Raw genomic sequence first — 21,648 nt, 5'->3', positions numbered from 1 at the left:
GTGCGCAGCAACGAATCGGGTATACTCCCGCTCTTTAAATCGCAGCCCAAGAAACAGGTGAATTTCGTGAGCCAGCCTACGCCAGCCGTGCGTACCTTCCAAGACTTGATCCTCGCGCTCCAGCAATACTGGGCCGAGCAAGGTTGTGTGGTACTTCAGCCCTACGATATGGAAGTAGGCGCCGGCACTTTCCACACCGCGACCTTCCTGCGCGCCATCGGCCCGGAAACCTGGAACGCCGCTTACGTACAGCCAAGCCGCCGTCCGACTGACGGCCGTTACGGCGAAAACCCGAACCGTCTGCAGCACTACTACCAGTTTCAGGTGGTGCTCAAGCCGAACCCGGACAACTTCCAGGAACTGTATCTGGGCTCGCTCAAGCATGTCGGCCTCGATCCGCTGGTCCACGACATCCGTTTCGTCGAAGACAACTGGGAATCGCCGACCCTCGGCGCCTGGGGTCTGGGCTGGGAAGTCTGGCTCAACGGCATGGAGGTCACCCAGTTCACCTACTTCCAGCAAGCGGGGGGCATCGAGTGCTACCCGGTGACCGGCGAGATCACCTACGGTCTCGAGCGCCTGGCCATGTACCTGCAAGGCGTCGATTCGGTCTACGACCTGGTCTGGGCTGACGGCCCGTTCGGCAAAGTCACCTACGGCGACGTGTTCCACCAGAACGAAGTGGAGCAGTCCACCTACAACTTCGAACACGCCAACGTCGACAAACTGTTCGAACTGTTCGACTTCTATGAAAGCGAAGCCAAGCGCCTGATCGAACTCGACCAGCCGCTGCCGTTGCCAAGCTACGAAATGGTGCTGAAGGCTTCGCATACCTTCAACCTGCTGGATGCGCGCCGGGCGATCTCGGTGACTGCGCGTCAGCAATACATTCTGCGCGTGCGCACCCTGGCGCGTTCCGTTGCGCAAGCCTACCTGCTGGCACGCGCCAAGCTGGGCTTCCCGATGGCGACCCCGGACCTGCGTGACGAAGTACTGGCCAAGCTGGAGGCTGCACAATGAGTGCGCAAGATTTTCTGGTTGAACTGGGCACCGAAGAACTGCCACCCAAAGCCCTCAATACGTTGGCTGAAGCGTTCCTCGCCGGTATCGACAAGGGCCTGCAAGCCGCCGGCCTGAGCTACGAAAGCAAAACCGTTTATGCCGCGCCGCGTCGCCTGGCCGTGCTGATCACTGCGCTGGCCACTCAGCAGCCGGATCGCAGCATCAACCTCGACGGCCCGCCACGTCAGGCCGCGTTCGACGCTGACGGCAATCCGACTCAGGCCGCCCTCGGCTTCGCCAAAAAGTGCGGCGTCGACTTGAGCGAAATCGATCAAAGCGGTCCGAAACTGCGCTACAGCCAGAACATCGCCGGCAAACCGACCGCGAGCCTGCTGCCGACCATCGTCGAAGATTCGTTGAACGACCTGCCAATCCCGAAACGCATGCGTTGGGGTGCGCGCAAGGAAGAGTTCGTGCGTCCGACCCAGTGGCTGGTGATGCTGCTCGGTGACCAGGTCATCGACTGCACCATCCTCGCGCAGAAGGCTGGCCGAGATTCCCGTGGTCACCGTTTCCATCATCCGGAAGCCGTGCGCATCGGTTCGCCGTCGAGCTACCTCGCCGACCTGCGTGCCGCGTACGTATTGGCCGACGCCAACGAGCGTCGCGAAATCATCAGCAAGCGTACCGAAGAACTGGCCACGCGCCAGGAAGGCACTGCGATCGTGCCACCGGCGCTGCTCGACGAAGTGACCGCGCTGGTCGAATGGCCGGTTCCGCTGGTGTGCTCGTTCGAGGAGCGTTTCCTCGACGTGCCGCAGGAAGCGCTGATCACCACCATGCAGGACAACCAGAAGTACTTCTGCCTGCTGGATGCCGACGGCAAGTTGCTGCCACGTTTCATCACTGTGGCCAATATCGAAAGCAAAGACCCGCAGCAGATCATCGCCGGCAATGAGAAAGTCGTGCGCCCACGTCTGACCGACGCCGAGTTCTTCTTCAAGCAGGACAAGAAGCAGAAGCTCGAAGCGTTCAACCTGCGCCTGCAGAACGTGGTGTTCCAGGAAAAACTCGGCAGCGTCTACGACAAGGCCGAGCGCGTATCGAAACTGGCCGCGTACATCGCCGCACGCATCGGCGGCAACGCTTCGTGGGCTGCCCGCGCAGGCCTGCTGTCGAAGTGCGACCTGGCCACCGAAATGGTCGGCGAGTTCCCGGAGATGCAAGGCGTCGCCGGTTATTACTACGCCCTCAATGACGGCGAGCCGCAGGACGTCGCGCTGGCATTGAACGAGCAGTACATGCCACGCGGTGCCGGCGCGGAATTGCCGGCGACCCTGACCGGTGCAGCCGTCGCCATCGCCGACAAACTCGACACCCTGGTCGGTATCTTCGGTATCGGCATGCTGCCAACCGGCAGCAAAGACCCGTATGCCCTGCGCCGCGCGGCACTGGGTGTGCTGCGTATCCTGATCGAAAAGAAACTCGATCTCGACCTGAACGACGCCGTGGCCTTCGCCGTGACTGCGTTCGGCGGCAAGGTCAAGGCTGCCGGCCTCAACGAGGCGGTGCTGGAGTTCATCTTCGACCGTCTGCGAGCGCGCTATGAAGACGAAGGCGTCGATGTCGCCACCTACCTGTCGGTACGTGCGCTCAAGCCGGGTTCGGCGCTGGACTTCGACCAGCGTGTACAAGCGGTGCAGGCCTTCCGCAAACTGCCGGAAGCGGCAGCGCTGGCGGCGGTGAACAAGCGGGTGTCGAACCTGTTGAGCAAAGTCGAAGGCTCGGTACCCACTGTGGTCGAAGCCAAGTACTTCGACAATGCCAACGAGTTCTCGCTGTATTCGGCGATCCAGCAAGCGGATCAGGCGGTGCAGCCGATGGCCGCGGCGCGTCAGTACAACGAATCGCTGGCGCGCCTGGCGGCACTGCGCGAGCCGGTCGACGCGTTCTTCGACGCGGTGATGGTCAATGCCGACGACGCCAATGTGCGGGCCAACCGTTACGCGCTGCTGGCGCGCCTGCGTGGCCTGTTCCTCGGCGTTGCCGACATTTCGCTGTTGGGTTGAGGGATTGCTGTTGAAACTGCTGATTCTCGATCGTGACGGCGTGATCAATTACGACTCCGATGCCTACATCAAGTCGGTGGAGGAGTGGATTCCGCTGCCCGGCTCGATCGCAGCGATCGCGCAGTTGAGCAAGGCCGGCTGGACGGTGGCGGTGGCCACCAACCAGTCGGGCATTGCTCGCGGCTATTACGACCTCGCCACCCTCGACGCCATGCACGCGCGCCTGCGCGAGCTGGTGGCGGAGCAGGGCGGTGAAGTCGGCTTGATCGTTTACTGCCCGCATGGCCCGGATGAAGGTTGCGATTGCCGCAAGCCGAAACCGGGGATGCTGAAAACCATCGCCGCGCATTACAACGTCGAGCTGACCAATGTCTGGTTCGTCGGCGACAGCCTTGGTGACCTGGAGGCCGCCAAAGCCGTCGATTCACAGCCAGTTTTGGTGAAGACCGGAAAAGGCGAGAAGACTCAGGGCAAGACCCTGCCGGTTGGCACTCTGATTTTTGACGATCTGGCGGCGATTGCCGCAGAACTTATCCACAACTAGAGTACTTCTGAATTTCCTGGCCAGGGATTGCTCGGGAGTGCGCTTGAACAGTCGGGCATTGCCCCGTAACGGTAACCGTCGCCATGTCGATACTGCGGGCCTTCAGAATCTTTCTTTTCTATCTGCTGCTGGGCACAACAGCGTTGCTGTGGTGCAGCCTGAGCTTTTTCATTGCGCCCTTTCTGTCTTTCAAAGCGCGCTATCGTTTTATCAACGTGTACTGGTGCCGTTGCGCCCTGTGGCTGACCAAGGTGTTCCTCGGTATCCGCTACGAAATCAAAGGTGCGGAAAACGTGCCGGACCGGCCCTGTGTGATTCAGTCGAACCACCAGAGCACTTGGGAGACGTTTTTTCTCTCCGCTTATTTCTCGCCCTTGAGCCAGGTGCTCAAGCGCGAACTGCTTTACGTACCGTTCTTCGGCTGGGCCATGGCCATGCTGCGCCCGATCGCCATCGACCGCGACAACCCCAAAGCCGCGCTCAAACAAGTCGCGGCCAAAGGCGACGAGCTGCTCAAGGACAACGTCTGGGTGCTGATCTTCCCTGAAGGCACACGAGTGCCCTACGGCACCGTCGGAAAATTCTCCCGCAGTGGCAGCGCATTGGCAGTGAATGCGGCGCTTCCGGTGCTGCCGATTGCACACAATGCCGGCAAATTCTGGCCGAAAATCGGCTGGGGCAAACAGTCCGGAGTTATCACCGTGGTCATTGGCGAACCGATGTATGCCGAAGGTAGTGGGCCGCGGGCCATCGCTGATCTGAATGACCGAGTGCAAGCGTGGAACGAGAAAACCCAACGCGAGATGGGCTCGCTGCCACCGGCGCCACAGGCGCCGGCCGCAAGTGATCGACTGGCTGTCTGAATTTTGTGGATAACCTGTGTACGCTTTCGCCTGAAATGACCGTAATCGTTCTATAACTTGCTGATTTTTATACATATTTCAAAATCGATAAGTTGAACGAAATCCGTGCATAAGTTTTATTCGGATGTAAAAAAACCGGCCGTTATAGCCGGTTTTTTTGTGCCCCTTCATTCTGCAATCAGCGGCAACTCGATGCAGAAGGTGGTTCCCGCATCGACCACGCTGTGACACTCGATCGTGCCGCCATGATGATCGATCACCGCCTTGACCATCGACAGGCCCAGGCCCACGCCGTCGATGCCCTGGGCCGAGGAGAAGCGCCGATACTGGCTGAACAGGTCAGGCAATTCATCGGCAGCGATGCCCTTGCCCTGGTCGGTCAATTCGCAGCGCAGCCATGGCCCGTGACAAGTCACCTTCAGTTGCACAGTTGTGTCTGCCGGACTGTACTTGATCGCGTTCTCCAGCAGGTTGAACAGGGCGCGCGTCAGCAACCCCTGATCGGCGAGAATCAGCCGCTCCTGACATTCCTCGTCGACTTGATTCAGCAGTTCGATACGTTTCTGCTGGGCGATGGGTAAGGCCTGATCCAGCACGTCCAAGACCAGCATCGCGAATAACGTCGGGCGGAACTGGTAGGTCTCGGACTCAGCTCGCGCCAACAGGACAAAACCATCGGTCAGATCCAGCGCGCGGCGAACCTGGCGTTCGATCTGCTCGAACAACGGTGCGTCGGCCCCCGCCTGGTGACGATGCACATCGAGCAGGGCGAGGATCGCCGAATGGGGGGCGCGCAGGTCGTGGGAAAGAAAACGCAGCAGCACGCCGCGCTGTTCCTCCGCCGCGCGTTCAGCGCTCAAGTCAGTCAGGCTGAGCAGCCAACCGATTGGCGTATCGCCGTCGACCGGCAGCAGCGCCGCTCTTTCCAGGCGCAGACTGCGTTCCTTGTGATCACGAAATTCCAGCAGCGCCAGCGTTGCCAGCGCTGGTCGCGGCGCTGTGGATAATTCCGGATAGCCGAGTCGTGCCAGTTGATCGAGTACGTCATCGCCCACCAACGGATCGTCGAACAACTCACGTGCTTTACGATTGCCTAGCAGAATCTTGCCCTGCGGGTCGCTGATCAGCGTCGCCACAGGCAAATACTCCAGGCCATCGGCAATGAAGCGCCGCGTATCGCGGGTGCGGCTCATGGCTTGTTCGAGCGCCATGATCTGTCCCTGCAAACGGTCAGCGCCGGTGAAGCGGGTCCGGCGTCGCTCCGGGAAGACCTTCGGTTCGCTGTCCAGACGCGCCAGCTCCCAGCCGAAGTAGGTGAGCACCACACTCAGGCGCCGCCAGTTCCAGATCAGGTAACCGAACAACATGCCCAGCGCGGCAGACGTGGGCGACCACCAGTAGCGAATCTCAGCGAGTATGGCGCTGCTGATCAGCGTACACGCCATACCAGTCAAGGTTACCCACAGCGCCCAACGCGGCCGCCACAGCAATAATCCCAGCACACCCGCGACCATCGCCACCGACAGCAGCGCGCCAGAGGCAGGAGAGGGATTGTGCAGATTGTCCTGGGCGCGATAAGACAACAGGGCAGTCAGCGGCAATAGCACTAGACTTATCCACAACCACTCGCGCACCAGTCGCCGGAATAGACGCTGCACCTGGCTTGGCTCACGACTTTCATGTCGGCGTTGAGGTTTACGCATGGCGCGAACGGCAAGGCCGTGTGGTGGGTTTCATAGGTCTCAGGTCTGAGGCGTGGACCCGAAGAATCATAGCGGACGTCGAACGCCAACGGGCCGCTTCTTTCATCGTGGCTGTAGAGTGGTTATTGTCGACATCCCAGCCCCAGCGACAAGGAACACCGCCGATGCGCGTTGCCATTCTGGACGACGAACCCGCCGAGCTGCGCCGGGTCGAGCAAACCCTGGAGCAAATGGCCGAGGCCGGAGAACAGCCATGGTCACTGCACAGCTTCGAGCGCGGCGAAGACTTGTTGCGCCAGCTGCGTCGGGAGACTTTCGACCTGCTGATCCTCGACTGGCAACTCCCCGACCTGACAGGTCTGGCGCTGCTGCGCTGGACCCGCGAACACATGGATGCGCCACCGGCAGCGATCATGCTGACCAGCCGCGATGGCGAGAGCGATATCGTTCAAGCCTTGAATGCCGGCGCCGATGATTATGTCAGCAAGCCGTTTCGCCCCAACGAGTTGAAGGCGAGGGTGGCGGCGGTATTGCGTCGGCATAGCCAACCGCGCAGCGCGGCGGGTGAAGTGCAGACCTTTCACGATCTGACTTTCGACGACGCCGAACTGACCGTCACCCGTGAAGGCAAACCGATTCTCATGACTGAACGCGAGTATCGCCTGGCGCGGTGTCTGTTCAGTAATCTGGGTCGGCCGTTGTCGCGGGATTATCTGTATGAGCGCTTCTGGCCAAACGAAGAGACCACTTCCTCGCGACCGCTGGATACGCACATCTACCGGCTGCGCAACAAGCTCGGGCTGACCGCGGATCGGGGTTGGCAACTGCTGACGATTTATGGCTATGGGTATCGGTTGGAGAGTGTGGCGACCGGGAATGAGTGAGCCACGACGGCCGGAAAATTATCAAAGATGAAAAAGGTCTGAGGGAATTGACTGCGTATTCCGAACAATCAAAAACCGCCGCCTCTATAGTAGTGTTCGAGGCCACCGTCATCTCGGGTGACTGTGCCGAGGCATTGCAGGCCCTGGGTCTGCGCGTGACAACGCTGGCGCTGAACGAAGACAACGTCATGGGCCTGATGAGCACGCGACCCGACTATGTGCTTACCATCAACTTCAATCAGTACATCAGTGAAGTCTGCGAGCTGCTGAAAATCCCTTACCTGGCCTGGGTGATCGATACCCCGTGTTACCCGATCTACGACAAGGCCATCAATCATTCGCACAGCTTTACCTTCATCTACGACGCGGCAGTGGCCCGGCGGCTGAGGCAGAGCGGGGTTCGTCAGGTTTACCATCTGCCGGTCGCGGCGAACCTGGAGCGCATCAGCCAGATCGATGTTCACGAGCAGCATTCACTGGCGGAACATGACATCAGCTTCGTTGCGAACCTGACCCGCACTGAGTTTCGCACCTCGATATTGCCGCATCTGTCGTCGCAGACCGGTGAGCGTTGCAAGCGACTGATCGACTCGCTGGATCAGTCCGACGGTTTCTTCAACCTGTCGGCGCAACTGGCTGATGAGTTCATCAGCACCATCAAGCTGGAGTCCAACTACCCGCTGGCGGGCGATCGCTATTTGTCGGTGGCGGAAAAACTCGCTTACCTGCTGGGTAGAGAGCACTCGTGGCAGGAACGCATCGAGGTCATCCAGCGGCTTGAAAAACGTTTCAGGGTTGCCGTGTATGGCAATGATGAATGGCAGGCCCAGGTAAGCAGCTATGTCCAACATGCCGAGCACTTCACTGAGATGCCAAGGATTTTCCAGCGCTCGAAAATCAACCTCAACATCATCCGTTCGTTCGTCGAATCCGGTCTGCCGATGCGCGTCTTCGATGTGCTCAGCTGTGGCGGCTTCCTTGTCACCAACGACAAGGAGGATCTGCACAGGCTGTTCACCGATGGCAAAGATCTGGTGATCTACCGGGACACTCAGGACTTGCTGGAGATCTGCGCTTATTACCTCGAGCACGATGATGAGCGCAGGACGATTGCCCGGCAGGGGCGGGTGACATTGGCGCAAAACCATACGTTTGTGCAGCGCATGAGCGACATGTTGACCACGGTGCAGAGCGAGCTGCGCGGAGAGCCGGGGGCGCTCAGCCGCTGGTATCGCTGAGCTCGTTCCTTCAGACATAAAAAACCCCGGCGCACTGGCCGGGGTTTTTCTGAGCGGGTAGCAACCAGATCAGAAGTCCAGGTTGGATACTGCCAACGCGTTGCTTTCGATGAAGTCCCGGCGAGGTTCGACCGCATCACCCATCAGGGTGTTGAAGATCTGATCTGCGCCGATGGCGTCTTCGATGGTGACTTTCAGCATGCGGCGCACGCTTGGGTCCATGGTGGTTTCCCACAGTTGATCCGGGTTCATTTCGCCCAGACCTTTATAGCGCTGGATAGTGTGGCGCTTGGTACTTTCGGCCATCAGCCAGTCGAGCGCTTCCTTGAACTCGGTAACGGCTTTCTTGCGTTCTCCACGCTGGATGTACGCACCTTCGTCGAGCAGGGTGCTGAGTTGCGCGCCCAGGGTGACCACGGTTTTGTAGTCGTTGCTGCCGAAGAAGTCGCGGTTGAAGGTGACGTAGTTCGACAGGCCGTGGGAGATCAGCTCGACCTCTGGCAGCCAGACGCCACGTTCACGGTCTTCGCGCAGGCTGGCCTTGTAGACCAGGCCGGACTTCTCGTTGGTACGCAGGCGAACTTCGTACTGGGCCAGCCACTCTTGCATCGCTGCGTGGTCGCCCAGTGTTTCCAGGCTGACGGCTGGCAGGTAGATGAAGTGCTCGGTCAGCTCCTGTGGGTACAGGCGCGACAGACGCTTGAGGGTCTTCATGACCATGCGGAAGTCATTCACCAGACGCTCCAGCGCTTCACCGGAAATGCCCGGGGCTTCTTCGTTGAGGTGCAGGCTTGCATCTTCAAGGGCCGACTGCGTCATGTACTCTTCCATGGCGTCGTCGTCTTTGATGTATTGCTCTTGCTTGCCTTTCTTGACCTTGTACAGCGGCGGCTGGGCGATGTAGATGTAGCCCCGCTCGATCAGCTCCGGCAACTGACGGAAGAAGAAGGTCAGCAGCAGGGTACGGATGTGCGAACCGTCGACGTCAGCATCGGTCATGATGATGATGTTGTGATAGCGCAGCTTGTCGATGTTGTACTCTTCGCGACCGATGCCGCAGCCCAGCGCGGTGATCAGCGTGCCCACTTCCTGGGACGAGATCATCTTGTCGAAACGGGCCTTCTCGACGTTGAGGATCTTGCCCTTCAACGGCAGGATCGCCTGGGTCTTGCGGTTACGTCCCTGCTTGGCAGAGCCGCCCGCGGAGTCACCTTCCACGAGGTACAGTTCGGACAGCGCCGGGTCTTTTTCCTGGCAGTCAGCGAGCTTGCCCGGCAGGCCGGCGATGTCCAGCGCGCCTTTGCGGCGGGTCATCTCACGCGCCTTGCGCGCGGCTTCACGGGCACGCGCGGCGTCGATCATCTTGCCGACCACCAGCTTGGCTTCGTTGGGGTTTTCCAGGAGGAAGTCGGAGAAGTATTTGCCCATCTCCTGCTCAACCGCAGTTTTCACTTCGGAAGACACCAGCTTGTCTTTGGTCTGCGAGCTGAACTTCGGATCCGGGACTTTCACCGAGATGATTGCGGTCAGGCCTTCACGGGCATCGTCACCGGTTGTGGCGACTTTGTGCTTCTTCGCCAGACCTTCCTGCTCGATGTAGTTGTTCAGGTTACGAGTCAGTGCCGAACGGAAGCCCACCAGGTGAGTACCGCCGTCGCGCTGCGGAATGTTGTTGGTGAAGCACAACAGGTTCTCATTGAAGCTGTCGTTCCACTGCAGGGCGATTTCCACGCCGATGCCGTCTTCACGCTGGATATTGAAGTGGAACACCTGATTGACCGCAGTCTTGTTGGTGTTCAGATATTCAACGAATGCACGCAGGCCGCCTTCGTACTTGAACAGCTCTTCCTTGCCGCTGCGCTCATCCTTGAGGACGATGCCGACACCGGAGTTGAGGAAGGACAGTTCACGAATGCGCTTGGCGAGGATGTCCCAGCTGAAGTGAATGTTCTTGAAGGTTTCGCTGGAAGCCTTGAAGTGAATCTGCGTACCGGTGGTCTCGCTGTCGCCAACGATGGCCATTGGCGCCTGAGGTACGCCGTGGACGTAGGTCTGTTCCCAGATCTTGCCGCTACGGCGAACGGTCAGAACCAGCTCTTCGGACAGCGCGTTCACTACCGACACACCTACACCGTGCAGACCGCCGGATACTTTATAGGAGTTGTCGTCGAACTTACCGCCAGCGTGGAGGACGGTCATGATGACCTCGGCGGCGGACACGCCTTCCTCTTTATGCACGTCTACCGGAATGCCACGACCGTTGTCTTTAACGGTGATGGACTCGTCCGGGTGGATGATGATGCTGATGTCGTCGCAATGGCCGGCGAGGGCTTCGTCGATCGAGTTGTCGACCACCTCGAACACCATGTGGTGCAGACCGCTGCCATCGTCGGTGTCACCAATGTACATACCGGGACGTTTGCGTACGGCATCCAGGCCTTTCAGCACTTTAATGCTCGTTGAGTCGTACGTATTTTCTTCGCTCAATGCCTTCACTCCCGATGGTCGTGGGTCTGGGTGATACGGCCCTGTTCCACGTGGAACAAAGCGACCGGCGTTTCCGTCTGCCAGCCTTCCCTCAGTAATTCGTGATCTACACAGGTGATGAACACCTGGCAGCGTAAGTCTTCCAGCAAGCGGCACAGCGCGCGACGATGGCTCTCGTCCAGTTCGGACGGCAAGTCATCCACCAGATAAATACACTGACCGCGGCGGGCCTGGCTGACCAGGTGGCCTTGGGCAATCCGCAGCGCACAGACCACCAGCTTCTGCTGACCCCGGGACAGGATGTCCGCGGCATTGTGTGCGCCCAATCTGAGACGCAAATCAGCGCGTTGCGGGCCGGCCTGGGTATGCCCCATCTGCTGGTCCCGTTGCACGGATCCAGCCAGTACGGCGCTCAAATCGCGGTCCTTGTCCCAGCCTCGGTAATAGCTGAGCGTCAAACCCTCGAGCTCAACCAGTTCGCTCAAGGTCTGTTCGAAGACCGGTTTCAAGGCTGTGATGTAAGCGCGGCGGTATTCATCGATTTCAGCGCTGGCCTGGCACAGTTCCCTGTCCCAAACCGCTTGCGAAACGGCGTCAAGTGTACCATGCCGCAGCCAAGAATTTCTCTGGCGCAAGGCCTTCTGAAGCCGCTGCCATGTGGCCATGAAACGCGGTTCGACGTGGAACACGCCCCAATCGAGAAACTGCCGGCGAATCTTCGGCGCACCTTCCAGCAGACGGAAACTGTCCGGGTTGATCAACTGTAGTGGCAGGATCTCGGCCAGTTGTGCAGCGCTGCGGGCGTTCTGGCCATCGATGCGAATCTGGAACTCGCCCTGACGGTCTCGAGAAATCCCCAAGGCACTCTGACCACCTTCCGCCAGTTCAACCTGACCGAATACGGTACAGGCGAGTTGTTCGTACTGAATGACAGGCAACAGCCGCGTGCTACGAAACGAACGGGCAAGCCCCAGCAGGTGAATGGCTTCCAGAACACTGGTTTTGCCGCTGCCGTTGGCGCCGTAAAGGATGTTGATGCGGGGGGAGGGGGAGAAGGTCACCGGGTGCAGATTGCGCACCGCGGTGACCGAAACACGACTTAACGACATTCAGGATCAGCTGATTACAGACGCATCGGCATGACAACGTAAGCCGAGTCGTCATTGTCGGACTCTTGCACCAGCGCACTGCTGTTGGAGTCGGACAGGATCAGGCGTACCTGCTCGGTGGTCATCACGCCCAGCACGTCGAGCAGGTAGCTCACGTTAAAGCCGATTTCCAGGGAACCGCCGTTGTATTCAACACCCACTTCTTCTTCCGCTTCTTCCTGCTCCGGGTTGTTGGCCTGGATTTTCAACTGACCGCTGGCCAGTTGCAGACGGATACCGCGGTACTTCTCGTTGGACAGAATCGCGGTACGGCTGAACGCTTCACGCAATGCCTGACGATCGCCGAGTACCAGCTTGTCGCCACCTTTCGGCAGTACGCGCTCGTAATCCGGGAATTTACCGTCGACCAGTTTCGAGGTGAAGGTGAACTCGCCGGTGGTAGCGCGGATATGGTGCTGACCGAGGACGATGCTGACGTTGCCATCGGGCTCGGTGAGCAGACGCGCCAGTTCGAGGATACCTTTGCGCGGCACGATCACCTGATGACGATCCGGCTGACCGATATCGGCCTGCATCGAGCACATGGCCAGACGGTGACCATCGGTGGCCACGGCGCGGATCACGCCCGCGGAAACTTCCAGCAGCATGCCGTTGAGGTAATAACGCACGTCCTGCTGAGCCATGGCGAAGCTGGTGCGCTCGATCAGTCGACGCAGTTTGCTCTGCTCCAGGCTGCAGGTCAGCGAGCCCGGGCCTTCTTCGACGGTCGGGAAATCGTTGGCCGGCAGGGTCGACAGGGTGAAACGGCTACGGCCGGCCTTTACCACCAGCTTCTGCTCGTCGACCTTGATGTCGATCAGCGCATCGTTGGGCAGGCTTTTGCAGATATCCATCAACTTGCGCGCAGGCACGGTAATGGAACCAGTTTCGGCCGGCTCTTCAAGTTGCACACGACCGACCAGTTCGACCTCAAGGTCGGTACCGGTCAGCGACAATTGCTGGCCTTCGACGACCAACAGCACGTTGGACAGTACCGGCAAGGTCTGTCGACGCTCGACGACGCCTGCGACCAGTTGCAGGGGTTTCAACAGGGCTTCGCGTTGAATGGTGAAATGCATGGTCTAGTCCCTTGCCTTAATAAGCTGCGCTGGTGTTCATCAAGTGGTCAGTGTACGCAGCAGGTTCTTGTAGTCCTCGCGGATGTCCGCGTCGGATTCCTTAAGTTCGTTGATCTTGCGGCAGGCGTGCAGCACGGTGGTGTGGTCGCGGCCGCCAAACACATCGCCAATTTCCGGCAGGCTGTGGTTGGTCAGCTCCTTGGACAACGCCATGGCCACCTGACGCGGACGTGCCACCGAGCGCGAACGCCGCTTGGACAGCAAGTCGGAAATCTTGATCTTGTAATACTCGGCGACGGTGCGCTGAATGTTATCCACAGAGACCAGTTTGTCCTGCAATGCCAACAGGTCTTTCAGGGATTCGCGAATCAGCTCGATGGTGATGTCGCGGCCCATGAAGTGCGAGTGGGCGATCACGCGTTTCAGCGCGCCCTCCAGTTCGCGGACGTTGGAACGGATGCGCTGGGCAATGAAGAACGCGGCGTCATGGGGCAACTCGACTTTGGCCTGGTCGGCCTTCTTCATCAGGATCGCCACGCGGGTTTCGAGTTCCGGCGGCTCGACGGCCACCGTCAGGCCCCAGCCGAAGCGGGATTTGAGGCGTTCCTCAAGACCTTCGATTTCTTTCGGGTAGCGGTCACTGGTGAGAATGACCTGCTGGCCACCTTCAAGCAGAGCGTTGAAGGTGTGGAAAAACTCTTCCTGGGAGCGCTCCTTGCGGGCAAAGAACTGAATGTCGTCGATGAGCAAAGCGTCCACCGAACGATAGAAACGCTTGAACTCGTTGATCGCGTTCAGTTGCAGCGCCTTGACCATGTCGGCCACGAAACGCTCGGAATGCAGGTACACGACCTTGGCATTCGGATTCTTCTTTAATAGATGGTTGCCCACCGCATGCATCAAGTGGGTCTTACCCAGACCGACGCCACCATAAAGGAACAGCGGGTTGTAACCGTGCTTGGGATTGTCCGCCACCTGCCAGGCCGCCGCACGGGCGAGCTGGTTCGACTTGCCTTCGACGAAATTCTCGAAGGTGAAGGTGCGGTTGAGATAACTGGTGTGCTTGAGCGCACCTTCTACCTGCACGGTGCGCTGTTCGGCGCGAACCGGGGCCTGCTGCGAAGCGGCACCGGCCATCGGGTCGAAGCTGTCGCGGGACGGCTCTTCGCTGACTTCAGCGGTTTTCTGCGTGGAACGCTTGGCCGGAGCGGGCGCGGGCGCCGGGTTACTCGCAGGTACGTTATTAGCCTGCGCCTGGGAAACCTGCGCGGCCGCCAGTGGCGCGTTCGGTGCGGCACGGGGTGCCGAGCTGCGTTTGCTGCCTATTAACAAGGACAACGCCGGCGTCGAGCCATTGCCGTGCTCATCCAGCAACTCAATGACGCGACCCAGGTACTTTTCGTTGACCCAGTCCAGCACGAAACGATTCGGTGCGTAGACGCGCAACTCGTCGCCTTCGGCTTCGACCTGTAGTGGACGGATCCAGGTGTTGAATTGTTGGGCAGGCAGCTCTTCGCGCAAAAGCTCCACGCACTGCTGCCAAAGTTCCACTGACACGGATATCCCCTAAGTTGAAAGCCGGTGAGGCAAAAACAAGCGGCCATTGTAGCGGCGAGCGGTTCACTTATCCACATGCAGGTAGCGCCGTCGCCATCATTTATCAATGCACTATCGCTGCTAAAAGCGACCAACGGCGTGTGAATAAGCCCTGTGGATAAACGCCCTTGAGGGCACTGGACAACTGGGGGGTGAACTCGGTGGATAACCTCGCTGTGGATAACCACCCATTCCACACACAGCTTATCCGAGGGCGCAGCACAGGCTGAACACGGTTTTCCACTGTAGTTGTCATTCTCTGTACACCAGAAGCAACAAGGCCTGGTGGCACTTATCCACAGAAGATGCCGTGTCTAGCTTTTACAAGCTTTACAGAAAAGCTTTAAATACTTCCCTTCTTTATTTCTATATCTGGCGGACAGGCTTTCGAGCTGAAACCGTGCCGAGATCTATTTATAAGGAAACGCTGGTTGGAAATTGACCTGAAGGCTTGCTTTCTCTAGAATCCCCGGTCTCTTAAAACGGGGGCCATTCCGGCCCGTTGTGGACGAACCAGGTAACACGACATGAAACGTACTTTCCAACCAAGCACTATCAAACGCGCTCGTACCCACGGTTTCCGTGCTCGCATGGCTACCAAGAACGGCCGCGCAGTCCTGTCGCGTCGTCGCGCCAAAGGTCGTGCGCGTCTGGCAGTTTGATAATCCGGTACTGGAGGTGAGTCAGGACTTCAGTCGGGAAAAGCGTCTGCTTACCCCCCGGCATTTCAAGGCAGTCTTTGACTCCCCTACCGGCAAGGTTCCGGGGAAAAATCTCCTGCTCCTTGCACGCGACAACGATCTTGATCACCCCCGTCTCGGGCTGGTTATCGGGAAAAAGAGCGTAAAGCTTTCCGTTGAGCGCAATCGCCTCAAACGTCTGATGCGCGAATCGTTCCGTCTGCACCAGGATTCACTGGTCGGCTGGGACATCGTTATCGTCGCGCGCAAAGGTTTGGGTGATGTAGAAAACCCCGAATTGATTCAGCATTTCGGCAAACTCTGGAAGCGTCTGGCGCGCAACAAGCCCGTTCCGGCAGTCAAAACCGAAACTGTAGGGGTAGACAGTACCGATGCGTAAACTGGCCCTCGTTCCGATCCAGTTTTATCGCTATGCCATTAGTCCTTTAATGGCCAGCCACTGTCGCTTCTACCCCAGTTGTTCCTGCTACGCGTATGAAGCCATTGAAAATCATGGCCTTCTGCGCGGTGGCTGGCTGACCTTTCGTCGTTTAGGTCGCTGTCATCCGTGGAATCCCGGTGGTTATGACCCGGTTCCACCTGTCCCTACCTCCCGTTCTTCTTCGATGGCCGAGTAATCATGGATATCAAACGCACGATCCTGATCGTCGCCCTGGCAATCGTGTCCTACGTCATGGTTCTTAAATGGAACCAGGATTATGGCCAGGCTGCCCTGCCGACTCAGAATGTTGCTTCCAGTACGACTACATCCGGTTTGCCGGACACCGCCACTGGCACCAGTACTGCCGCCAGTGACGATATTCCGCGCGCCGCCAGCGATACCACCGCACCAGCCGAAACGCCGGTCGCCGCCAGCAAGGACCTGATTCAGGTCAAGACCGATGTGCTCGATCTGGCGATCGATCCACAGGGTGGCGACGTTGCACAACTGACTCTGCCTCTGTATCCACGTCGCCAGGACCGTCCTGATGTGCCGTTCCAGTTGTTCGATAACGGCGGCGAACGTGTATATCTGGCTCAGAGCGGTCTGATCGGCACCAACGGCCCGGATGCAAATCCGGCCGGTCGTCCGGTTTACTCGTCGGAGAAGAAGGTTTACCAACTGGCTGACGGTCAGGATCAACTCGTCGTTGACCTGAAATTCAGCAAGGATGGCGTCAACTACATCAAGCGTTTCACCGTGAAACGTGGCCTGTACGACGTGGCTGTCTCCTACATTGTGGATAACCAGAGCGCTCAGCCCTGGAACGGCGCAATGTTTGCCCAGTTGAAGCGCGACGCCAGCGCTGATCCATCGTCGACAACTGCTACCGGCACCGCGACTTACCTGGGCGCCGCCCTGTGGACAAGTTCCGAGCCGTACAAGAAAGTGTCGATGAAGGACATGGACAAGGCGCAGCTCAAGGAAACCGTCACCGGTGGTTGGGTGGCCTGGCTGCAGCACTACTTCGTGACTGCGTGGATTCCGGCGAAGGGCGAAAACAACATCGTCCAGACCCGTAAAGACAGCAAAGGCAACTACATCATCGGTTACACCGGTCCTACCTTGACCGCTGCTCCGGGCGCCAAGGTTGAAACCAGCGCTGTGCTGTATGCCGGTCCGAAAAGTCAGGCGGTACTGAAAGAGTTGTCCCCAGGTCTGGAACTGACTGTCGACTACGGCATCCTGTGGTTCATTGCCCAGCCGATCTTCTGGTTGCTGCAGCACATCCATGCCATCGTTGGTAACTGGGGCTGGTCGATCATTTTCCTGACCATGCTGATCAAAGGGATTTTCTTCCCCCTGTCGGCGGCCAGCTACAAATCGATGGCGCGCATGCGTGCCGTGGCACCGAAACTGGCAGCGCTGAAAGAGCAACATGGCGATGACCGGCAGAAAATGTCGCAAGCCATGATGGAGCTGTACAAGAAAGAGAAGATCAATCCGCTGGGCGGCTGCTTGCCGATCCTCGTGCAGATGCCGGTCTTTCTGTCGCTGTACTGGGTTCTGCTGGAAAGCGTGGAAATGCGCCAGGCGCCGTTCATGCTGTGGATCACTGACCTCTCGATCAAGGATCCGTTCTTCATTCTGCCGATCATCATGGGCGCGACCATGTTCATCCAGCAGCAGTTGAACCCGACTCCTCCGGATCCGATGCAGGCGAAAGTGATGAAAATGATGCCAATCATCTTCACCTTCTTCTTCCTGTGGTTCCCGGCGGGCCTGGTACTGTACTGGGTTGTGAACAACTGCCTGTCGATTGCACAACAGTGGTACATCACGCGTAAGATCGAAGCGGCGACGAAAAAAGCCGAGGCGTAACTTGCACTGTGGATAACACCACTCAAAACGCCCCCTAGTGGGGCGTTTTGCTATCTGCCACTTTTGTCTGGATGCCGCTTTATGAGCACACCCCGTGAAACCATCGCCGCTGTCGCCACCGCTCAAGGTCGCGGCGGTGTGGGCATCGTCCGTATTTCCGGGCCGTTGGCCAGCGTGGCGGCAAAGGCCATCAGCGGCCGCGAACTGAAACCGCGTTACGCCCATTACGGGCCGTTTTTCAGTGACGATCAGCAGGTACTGGATGAAGGTCTGGCTCTGTATTTCCCGGGTCCGAACTCGTTCACCGGCGAAGACGTTTTGGAATTGCAGGGCCACGGTGGCCCGATCGTATTGGACATGTTGCTCAAGCGCTGTCTGGAACTGGGTTGCCGCCTCGCTCGGCCAGGGGAATTCAGCGAACGTGCTTTTCTCAATGACAAACTCGATCTGGCCCAGGCCGAGGCGATTGCCGATTTGATCGAAGCGAGTTCCGCACAGGCTGCGCGCAATGCCTTGCGCTCATTACAGGGTGCGTTTTCCCAGCGTGTTCATAACCTGACCGAACAGTTGATCGGCCTGCGTATCTACGTCGAAGCCGCGATCGACTTTCCGGAAGAGGAAATCGATTTCCTTGCCGATGGCCACGTGCTGAGCATGCTCGACAAAGTGCGCAATGAGTTATCCACAGTGCTTCGCGAAGCCGGGCAGGGTGCGCTGTTGCGCGATGGCATGACGGTGGTGATTGCCGGTCGGCCGAATGCCGGCAAATCCAGCCTGTTGAATGCATTGGCGGGGCGCGAAGCCGCCATCGTCACCGAGATCGCCGGTACCACGCGGGATATCCTGCGCGAACATATCCACATCGACGGCATGCCATTGCACGTGGTCGATACTGCAGGGCTGCGGGACACCGATGATCATGTGGAAAAGATCGGGGTGGAACGGGCGTTGAAAGCCATTGGTGAAGCGGATCGGGTTTTACTGGTGGTCGATGCGACCGCACCGGAGGCATTGGATCCCTTTGCTCTTTGGCCGGAATTCCTCGAAACCCGACCGGACCCGGCAAAAGTGACGCTGATCCGTAACAAGTCCGACCTCTCGGGCGAAGCGATCGCTTTGGAAACCAGTGACGACGGTCATGTAACCATCAGCCTCAGCGCCAAATCCGCGGAAGGCCTCGACCTGCTGCGGGACCATCTCAAGGCGTGCATGGGTTACGAGCAGACGTCGGAAAGCAGCTTTAGCGCACGTCGCCGGCATCTGGAAGCACTGCGTCACGCCAGCGCGGCATTGGAGCACGGCCGCGCCCAACTGACCCTGGCCGGTGCGGGCGAATTGCTCGCCGAGGATTTACGCCAGGCTCAGCATTCGCTTGGAGAAATTACCGGTGCGTTCAGCTCGGATGATTTGCTGGGGAGGATTTTCTCCAGCTTCTGCATCGGCAAATAATGAAAAGGGGCTGTGGATAATTCATCCACAGTCCCTTTTTTTTTTCACCAGTTATAAGACACCGTACCGAGCAGGGTACGATCCTCACCCCAATAACAGCGGCCTGCGTCGTTGCAGCCCGACACATATTCCTTGTCGAACAGGTTTTTCGCATTCAGATCGACACTCCAGTGTGTATCGATCTGATAACCAACCGCCGCGTCTACCAACGTGACGTCGCCGGCATCCAGCTTTCCGTACAGCGAAGGCGATGTATAAGCGAATGCGCTATCGAAATAACGCACACCACCCGCGACATACAAGCCTTTCAGATCACTGTCGAGGAAGCGGTATTTCGCCCAGACCGAGGCCTGATTACGCGGCACTCCGGTCATTTGATGGCCCTTGACCAGCGACGTCGCCGCATCCTTGGTGATTTTTGCATCGGTGTAGGTATAAGCCGCCGTGACATTGAGGTTCTGCGTCAGATTGCTGTTGAGTTCCAGCTCCACACCCTTGGCACGGCTTTCACCCACCTGGCGATAGGTCGACGTCGTTGCGTCGAAATAGGTGTCGTCCTTCTTGCGCAGGTCATACACCGAAGCGGTGAAGGCTGTATCCCAGCCGATCGGTTCGTATTTGAGGCCCACTTCGTACTGGCTGCTGGTAATCGGATCAAGTGGGGCGCCGGCATTGGAAATCTGCTGCACCGGCACGAATGCTGTGGAATAGCTGACATACGGCGTCATGCCGTTGTCGAACTGATACATCACACCGCCCTGGTACGTGAACTTCTTGTCTTCGGAGCTGATGTTGCTGCCTCGGGCCACCTTGTCGCGGAAGTCGCTGTCGACCCAGTCCTGACGCCCTCCCAGCAGGAACAGCCAGTGGTCGTACTTGCTCTGGATCTGTGCATACACGCCCTTCATCTGCTGCTCGAGCAAGGTGTTTTGCACGGCAATCGGCGTGGTCGGATCGCGCAGGTAAACCGGGTCATACACATTGATCGGTCCGACAACCCCGGCATTCCAGTCCTGATTGAACGAGGTGCGATCGTAGCTGGCGCCAAACAGCACGGTGTTTTCCAGCTCGCCCGCCTCGAACTTGCCTTCCAGCTGGTTATCCAGCGAATACACCATGGATTTGTTGAAGCGATCATACGCAGTCATGTTCAACCGCGTGCCGAAGCCTGCGTTGTTCAGATTGCCCGGCCAGGTTTCGTGACGGGTAATGCGCGACTGCATGTAGCGCGAGTTCTGGCGGAACTGCCAGTCATCGTTGAACGAGTGGCTGAACTCGTAACCGGTGCTCCAGGTTTCCCGCTCGAAAGTATTCCAGTCCGGGTCACCGAGCATGGTGTCCTTGGACAGCTTGCCGTTGGGGTTGCTCAGCAACGTGCCGGCGGCCGGCAGACCGAGCTCCATATTGGTATGGTCTTTCTGGTAGTTGGCCAGCAGGGTCAGCGTATTGAAATCGTCGAAATTGAGGGTCAGCGAAGGGGCGATATAAATGCGGTCGTCAGGAACGTGATCGGTCTGGGTATCGGATTTGCGTCCGAGCATCACCACGCGCCCGAGCACATTACCGCTGTCATTGAGCGGGCCGGAGACATCGACGCCGATCTGCCGGCGGTTGTTCGAGCCGTAGCCCAATTGCACTTCGCCCCGTGGCGCGGCCGTCGGGCGCTTGCTGACCAGATTGACCAGACCGCCCGGCGCGTTTTCGCCATACAACAGCGAAGAAGGACCACGGAATACTTCGACGCGTTCAAGTCCGTACGGCTCGGTGCTGGTGTCATAGCGATTGCCCTGCACGCGCAGTCCATCCCGGAGCAGGCCATAGCCGTAATCGGTGGCGTTGAAACCGCGGATGTAAAACAGATCGCCGGCCAGACTGTCGCCGGCAGCGAACGGCGGGGCGAAGATTCCCGGCACGTAGCCGAGTACGTCGGTGAGTGTCTGGGATTTCTGATCCTTGATGCGCTGCCCGGTCACTACTGACACCGAACGCGGCGTTTCCGACAGCGGTGTGCTGGTTTTCGTACCGATCCGGCTGTTTTGCGCTTTGTAGCCAACGTCGGCGGCGTAATCCAGATCCATTGGATTGGCCAACTGTGCATTGATGTTGGTCGGCGCCAGTTCCAGGGTATCTCCCTCAGGCAAGGGCTGCAGGATGTAGCTGCCGGGTGCTTGCGGCACCGCCTGTAAACCAGAACCTTGCAGCAACTGGGCGAAGCCTTGTTCGACGCTGAAGTCACCGCTTAACCCGGCGCTGCGCAGGCGGCTGGTCTGTTGCGGCGAGAACGACAGAATCACATTCGCGGTAGAGGCGAACTGGCTCAACGCATTGTCCAACGGGCCGGCAGCGATGGCATAGCGCTGGGATGCGGTCGCCGCGAAGGCGCTGTGGCCGGTGACCAGACAGGACACAGCGCTGGCCATCAATAAGCTGTAGGCAATGCAGTGGGGAGAAAAACGCTGACGGAACGTGGGAAGACGCATGTGTGGATTAGCCCTGAAGGTGGCGAAGAGCCGCGTTTATCGCGATTACCTGTAGGGCCGGGTCAGGGCAAAAAAAGATAACCCTGTCGGCAATTATTTTTCC

The 21,648-nt window shown here is 58.6% G+C and carries 17 protein-coding genes; 11 read left to right on the top strand and 6 right to left on the bottom strand.

Annotated elements, in window-relative coordinates; genetic code table 11:
- Nucleotides 1-66: 66 nt before the first annotated feature.
- The 4 genes from glyQ to BLU71_RS22075 all read left to right on the top strand — a co-directional run bounded on the left by glyQ (nucleotide 67) and on the right by BLU71_RS22075 (nucleotide 4,478).
- Nucleotides 67-1,020, top strand: a complete 954-nt coding sequence (gene glyQ, locus BLU71_RS22090) for a glycine--tRNA ligase subunit alpha (RefSeq protein ID WP_003187265.1) — start codon at nucleotides 67-69, stop codon at nucleotides 1,018-1,020.
- On the top strand, nucleotides 1,017-3,071 hold the full coding sequence (glyS, locus tag BLU71_RS22085; RefSeq protein ID WP_083353886.1) for a glycine--tRNA ligase subunit beta: 2,055 nt from the start codon (nucleotides 1,017-1,019) through the stop codon (nucleotides 3,069-3,071). Before glyQ ends, glyS begins: the two co-directional genes overlap by 4 nt.
- A 4-nt stretch (nucleotides 3,072-3,075) precedes the next feature.
- Entirely contained in the window at nucleotides 3,076-3,615 is a 540-nt protein-coding gene (gene gmhB / locus BLU71_RS22080) for a D-glycero-beta-D-manno-heptose 1,7-bisphosphate 7-phosphatase (RefSeq protein ID WP_172667891.1), read from the top strand.
- 83 nt (nucleotides 3,616-3,698) lie between these two features.
- Nucleotides 3,699-4,478 (top strand): lysophospholipid acyltransferase family protein, encoded by a 780-nt coding sequence (locus BLU71_RS22075; RefSeq protein ID WP_042607977.1) that lies wholly within the window; start codon nucleotides 3,699-3,701, stop codon nucleotides 4,476-4,478.
- Between the two features lie 167 nt (nucleotides 4,479-4,645).
- Here the strand turns inward: BLU71_RS22075 and BLU71_RS22070 are convergent, their stop codons facing one another.
- Nucleotides 4,646-6,181 (bottom strand): sensor histidine kinase, encoded by a 1,536-nt coding sequence (locus tag BLU71_RS22070; RefSeq protein ID WP_042607978.1) that lies wholly within the window; start codon nucleotides 6,179-6,181, stop codon nucleotides 4,646-4,648.
- Between the two features lie 164 nt (nucleotides 6,182-6,345).
- Between BLU71_RS22070 and BLU71_RS22065 the strand changes: the two genes are divergently transcribed.
- Complete coding sequence (locus BLU71_RS22065; RefSeq protein ID WP_064365207.1) at nucleotides 6,346-7,065, top strand: response regulator transcription factor; 720 nt, start codon at nucleotides 6,346-6,348, stop codon at nucleotides 7,063-7,065.
- Between the two features lie 47 nt (nucleotides 7,066-7,112).
- Nucleotides 7,113-8,303, top strand: coding sequence for a CgeB family protein (locus BLU71_RS22060; protein WP_083354361.1), 1,191 nt, complete (start codon nucleotides 7,113-7,115; stop codon nucleotides 8,301-8,303).
- A gap of 69 nt (nucleotides 8,304-8,372) precedes the next feature.
- Here the strand turns inward: BLU71_RS22060 and gyrB are convergent, their stop codons facing one another.
- Genes gyrB through dnaA form a run of 4 tightly spaced genes read right to left on the bottom strand, consistent with a single transcriptional unit; the run spans nucleotide 8,373 to nucleotide 14,574 of the window.
- The gene (gene gyrB, locus BLU71_RS22055) at nucleotides 8,373-10,790 is read right to left on the bottom strand and encodes a DNA topoisomerase (ATP-hydrolyzing) subunit B (RefSeq protein WP_024014948.1); all 2,418 of its coding nucleotides are present in this window, start codon (nucleotides 10,788-10,790) and stop codon (nucleotides 8,373-8,375) included.
- A 5-nt stretch (nucleotides 10,791-10,795) separates the two neighbouring features.
- Complete coding sequence (gene recF, locus BLU71_RS22050; protein WP_042607980.1) at nucleotides 10,796-11,899, bottom strand: DNA replication/repair protein RecF; 1,104 nt, start codon at nucleotides 11,897-11,899, stop codon at nucleotides 10,796-10,798.
- Between the two features lie 14 nt (nucleotides 11,900-11,913).
- Nucleotides 11,914-13,017, bottom strand: a complete 1,104-nt coding sequence (gene dnaN, locus BLU71_RS22045) for a DNA polymerase III subunit beta (protein WP_016772390.1) — start codon at nucleotides 13,015-13,017, stop codon at nucleotides 11,914-11,916.
- 39 nt (nucleotides 13,018-13,056) lie between these two features.
- A complete protein-coding gene (gene dnaA / locus BLU71_RS22040) occupies nucleotides 13,057-14,574 on the bottom strand; it encodes a chromosomal replication initiator protein DnaA (protein ID WP_042607981.1) in 1,518 nt (505 codons plus the stop codon).
- Between the two features lie 566 nt (nucleotides 14,575-15,140).
- On the opposite strand from dnaA, the gene rpmH reads away from it, so the two are divergent.
- From rpmH to mnmE, 5 genes are all read left to right on the top strand, one after another.
- Nucleotides 15,141-15,275, top strand: a complete 135-nt coding sequence (gene rpmH, locus BLU71_RS22035; protein ID WP_003213577.1) for a 50S ribosomal protein L34 — start codon at nucleotides 15,141-15,143, stop codon at nucleotides 15,273-15,275.
- A gap of 16 nt (nucleotides 15,276-15,291) precedes the next feature.
- Nucleotides 15,292-15,693: a ribonuclease P protein component gene (rnpA, locus tag BLU71_RS22030; protein WP_039757776.1), complete on the top strand. Its 402-nt coding sequence runs from the start codon at nucleotides 15,292-15,294 to the stop codon at nucleotides 15,691-15,693.
- Complete coding sequence (gene yidD / locus BLU71_RS22025; protein WP_027901580.1) at nucleotides 15,686-15,931, top strand: membrane protein insertion efficiency factor YidD; 246 nt, start codon at nucleotides 15,686-15,688, stop codon at nucleotides 15,929-15,931. Before rnpA ends, yidD begins: the two co-directional genes overlap by 8 nt.
- A 2-nt stretch (nucleotides 15,932-15,933) precedes the next feature.
- Nucleotides 15,934-17,616: a membrane protein insertase YidC gene (yidC, locus tag BLU71_RS22020; protein ID WP_064365205.1), complete on the top strand. Its 1,683-nt coding sequence runs from the start codon at nucleotides 15,934-15,936 to the stop codon at nucleotides 17,614-17,616.
- Nucleotides 17,617-17,697: 81 nt separating this feature from the next.
- Nucleotides 17,698-19,065: a tRNA uridine-5-carboxymethylaminomethyl(34) synthesis GTPase MnmE gene (gene mnmE, locus BLU71_RS22015; protein ID WP_064365204.1), complete on the top strand. Its 1,368-nt coding sequence runs from the start codon at nucleotides 17,698-17,700 to the stop codon at nucleotides 19,063-19,065.
- A gap of 44 nt (nucleotides 19,066-19,109) precedes the next feature.
- Here the strand turns inward: mnmE and BLU71_RS22010 are convergent, their stop codons facing one another.
- Complete coding sequence (locus BLU71_RS22010; protein ID WP_083353885.1) at nucleotides 19,110-21,545, bottom strand: TonB-dependent siderophore receptor; 2,436 nt, start codon at nucleotides 21,543-21,545, stop codon at nucleotides 19,110-19,112.
- Nucleotides 21,546-21,648 lie beyond the last annotated feature (103 nt).

Origin of the sequence: Pseudomonas moraviensis (genome assembly GCF_900105805.1) — a bacterium.
Lineage (GTDB): Bacteria > Pseudomonadota > Gammaproteobacteria > Pseudomonadales > Pseudomonadaceae > Aquipseudomonas > Aquipseudomonas moraviensis_A.
This window is presented reverse-complemented; position numbering and strand designations above follow the sequence as displayed.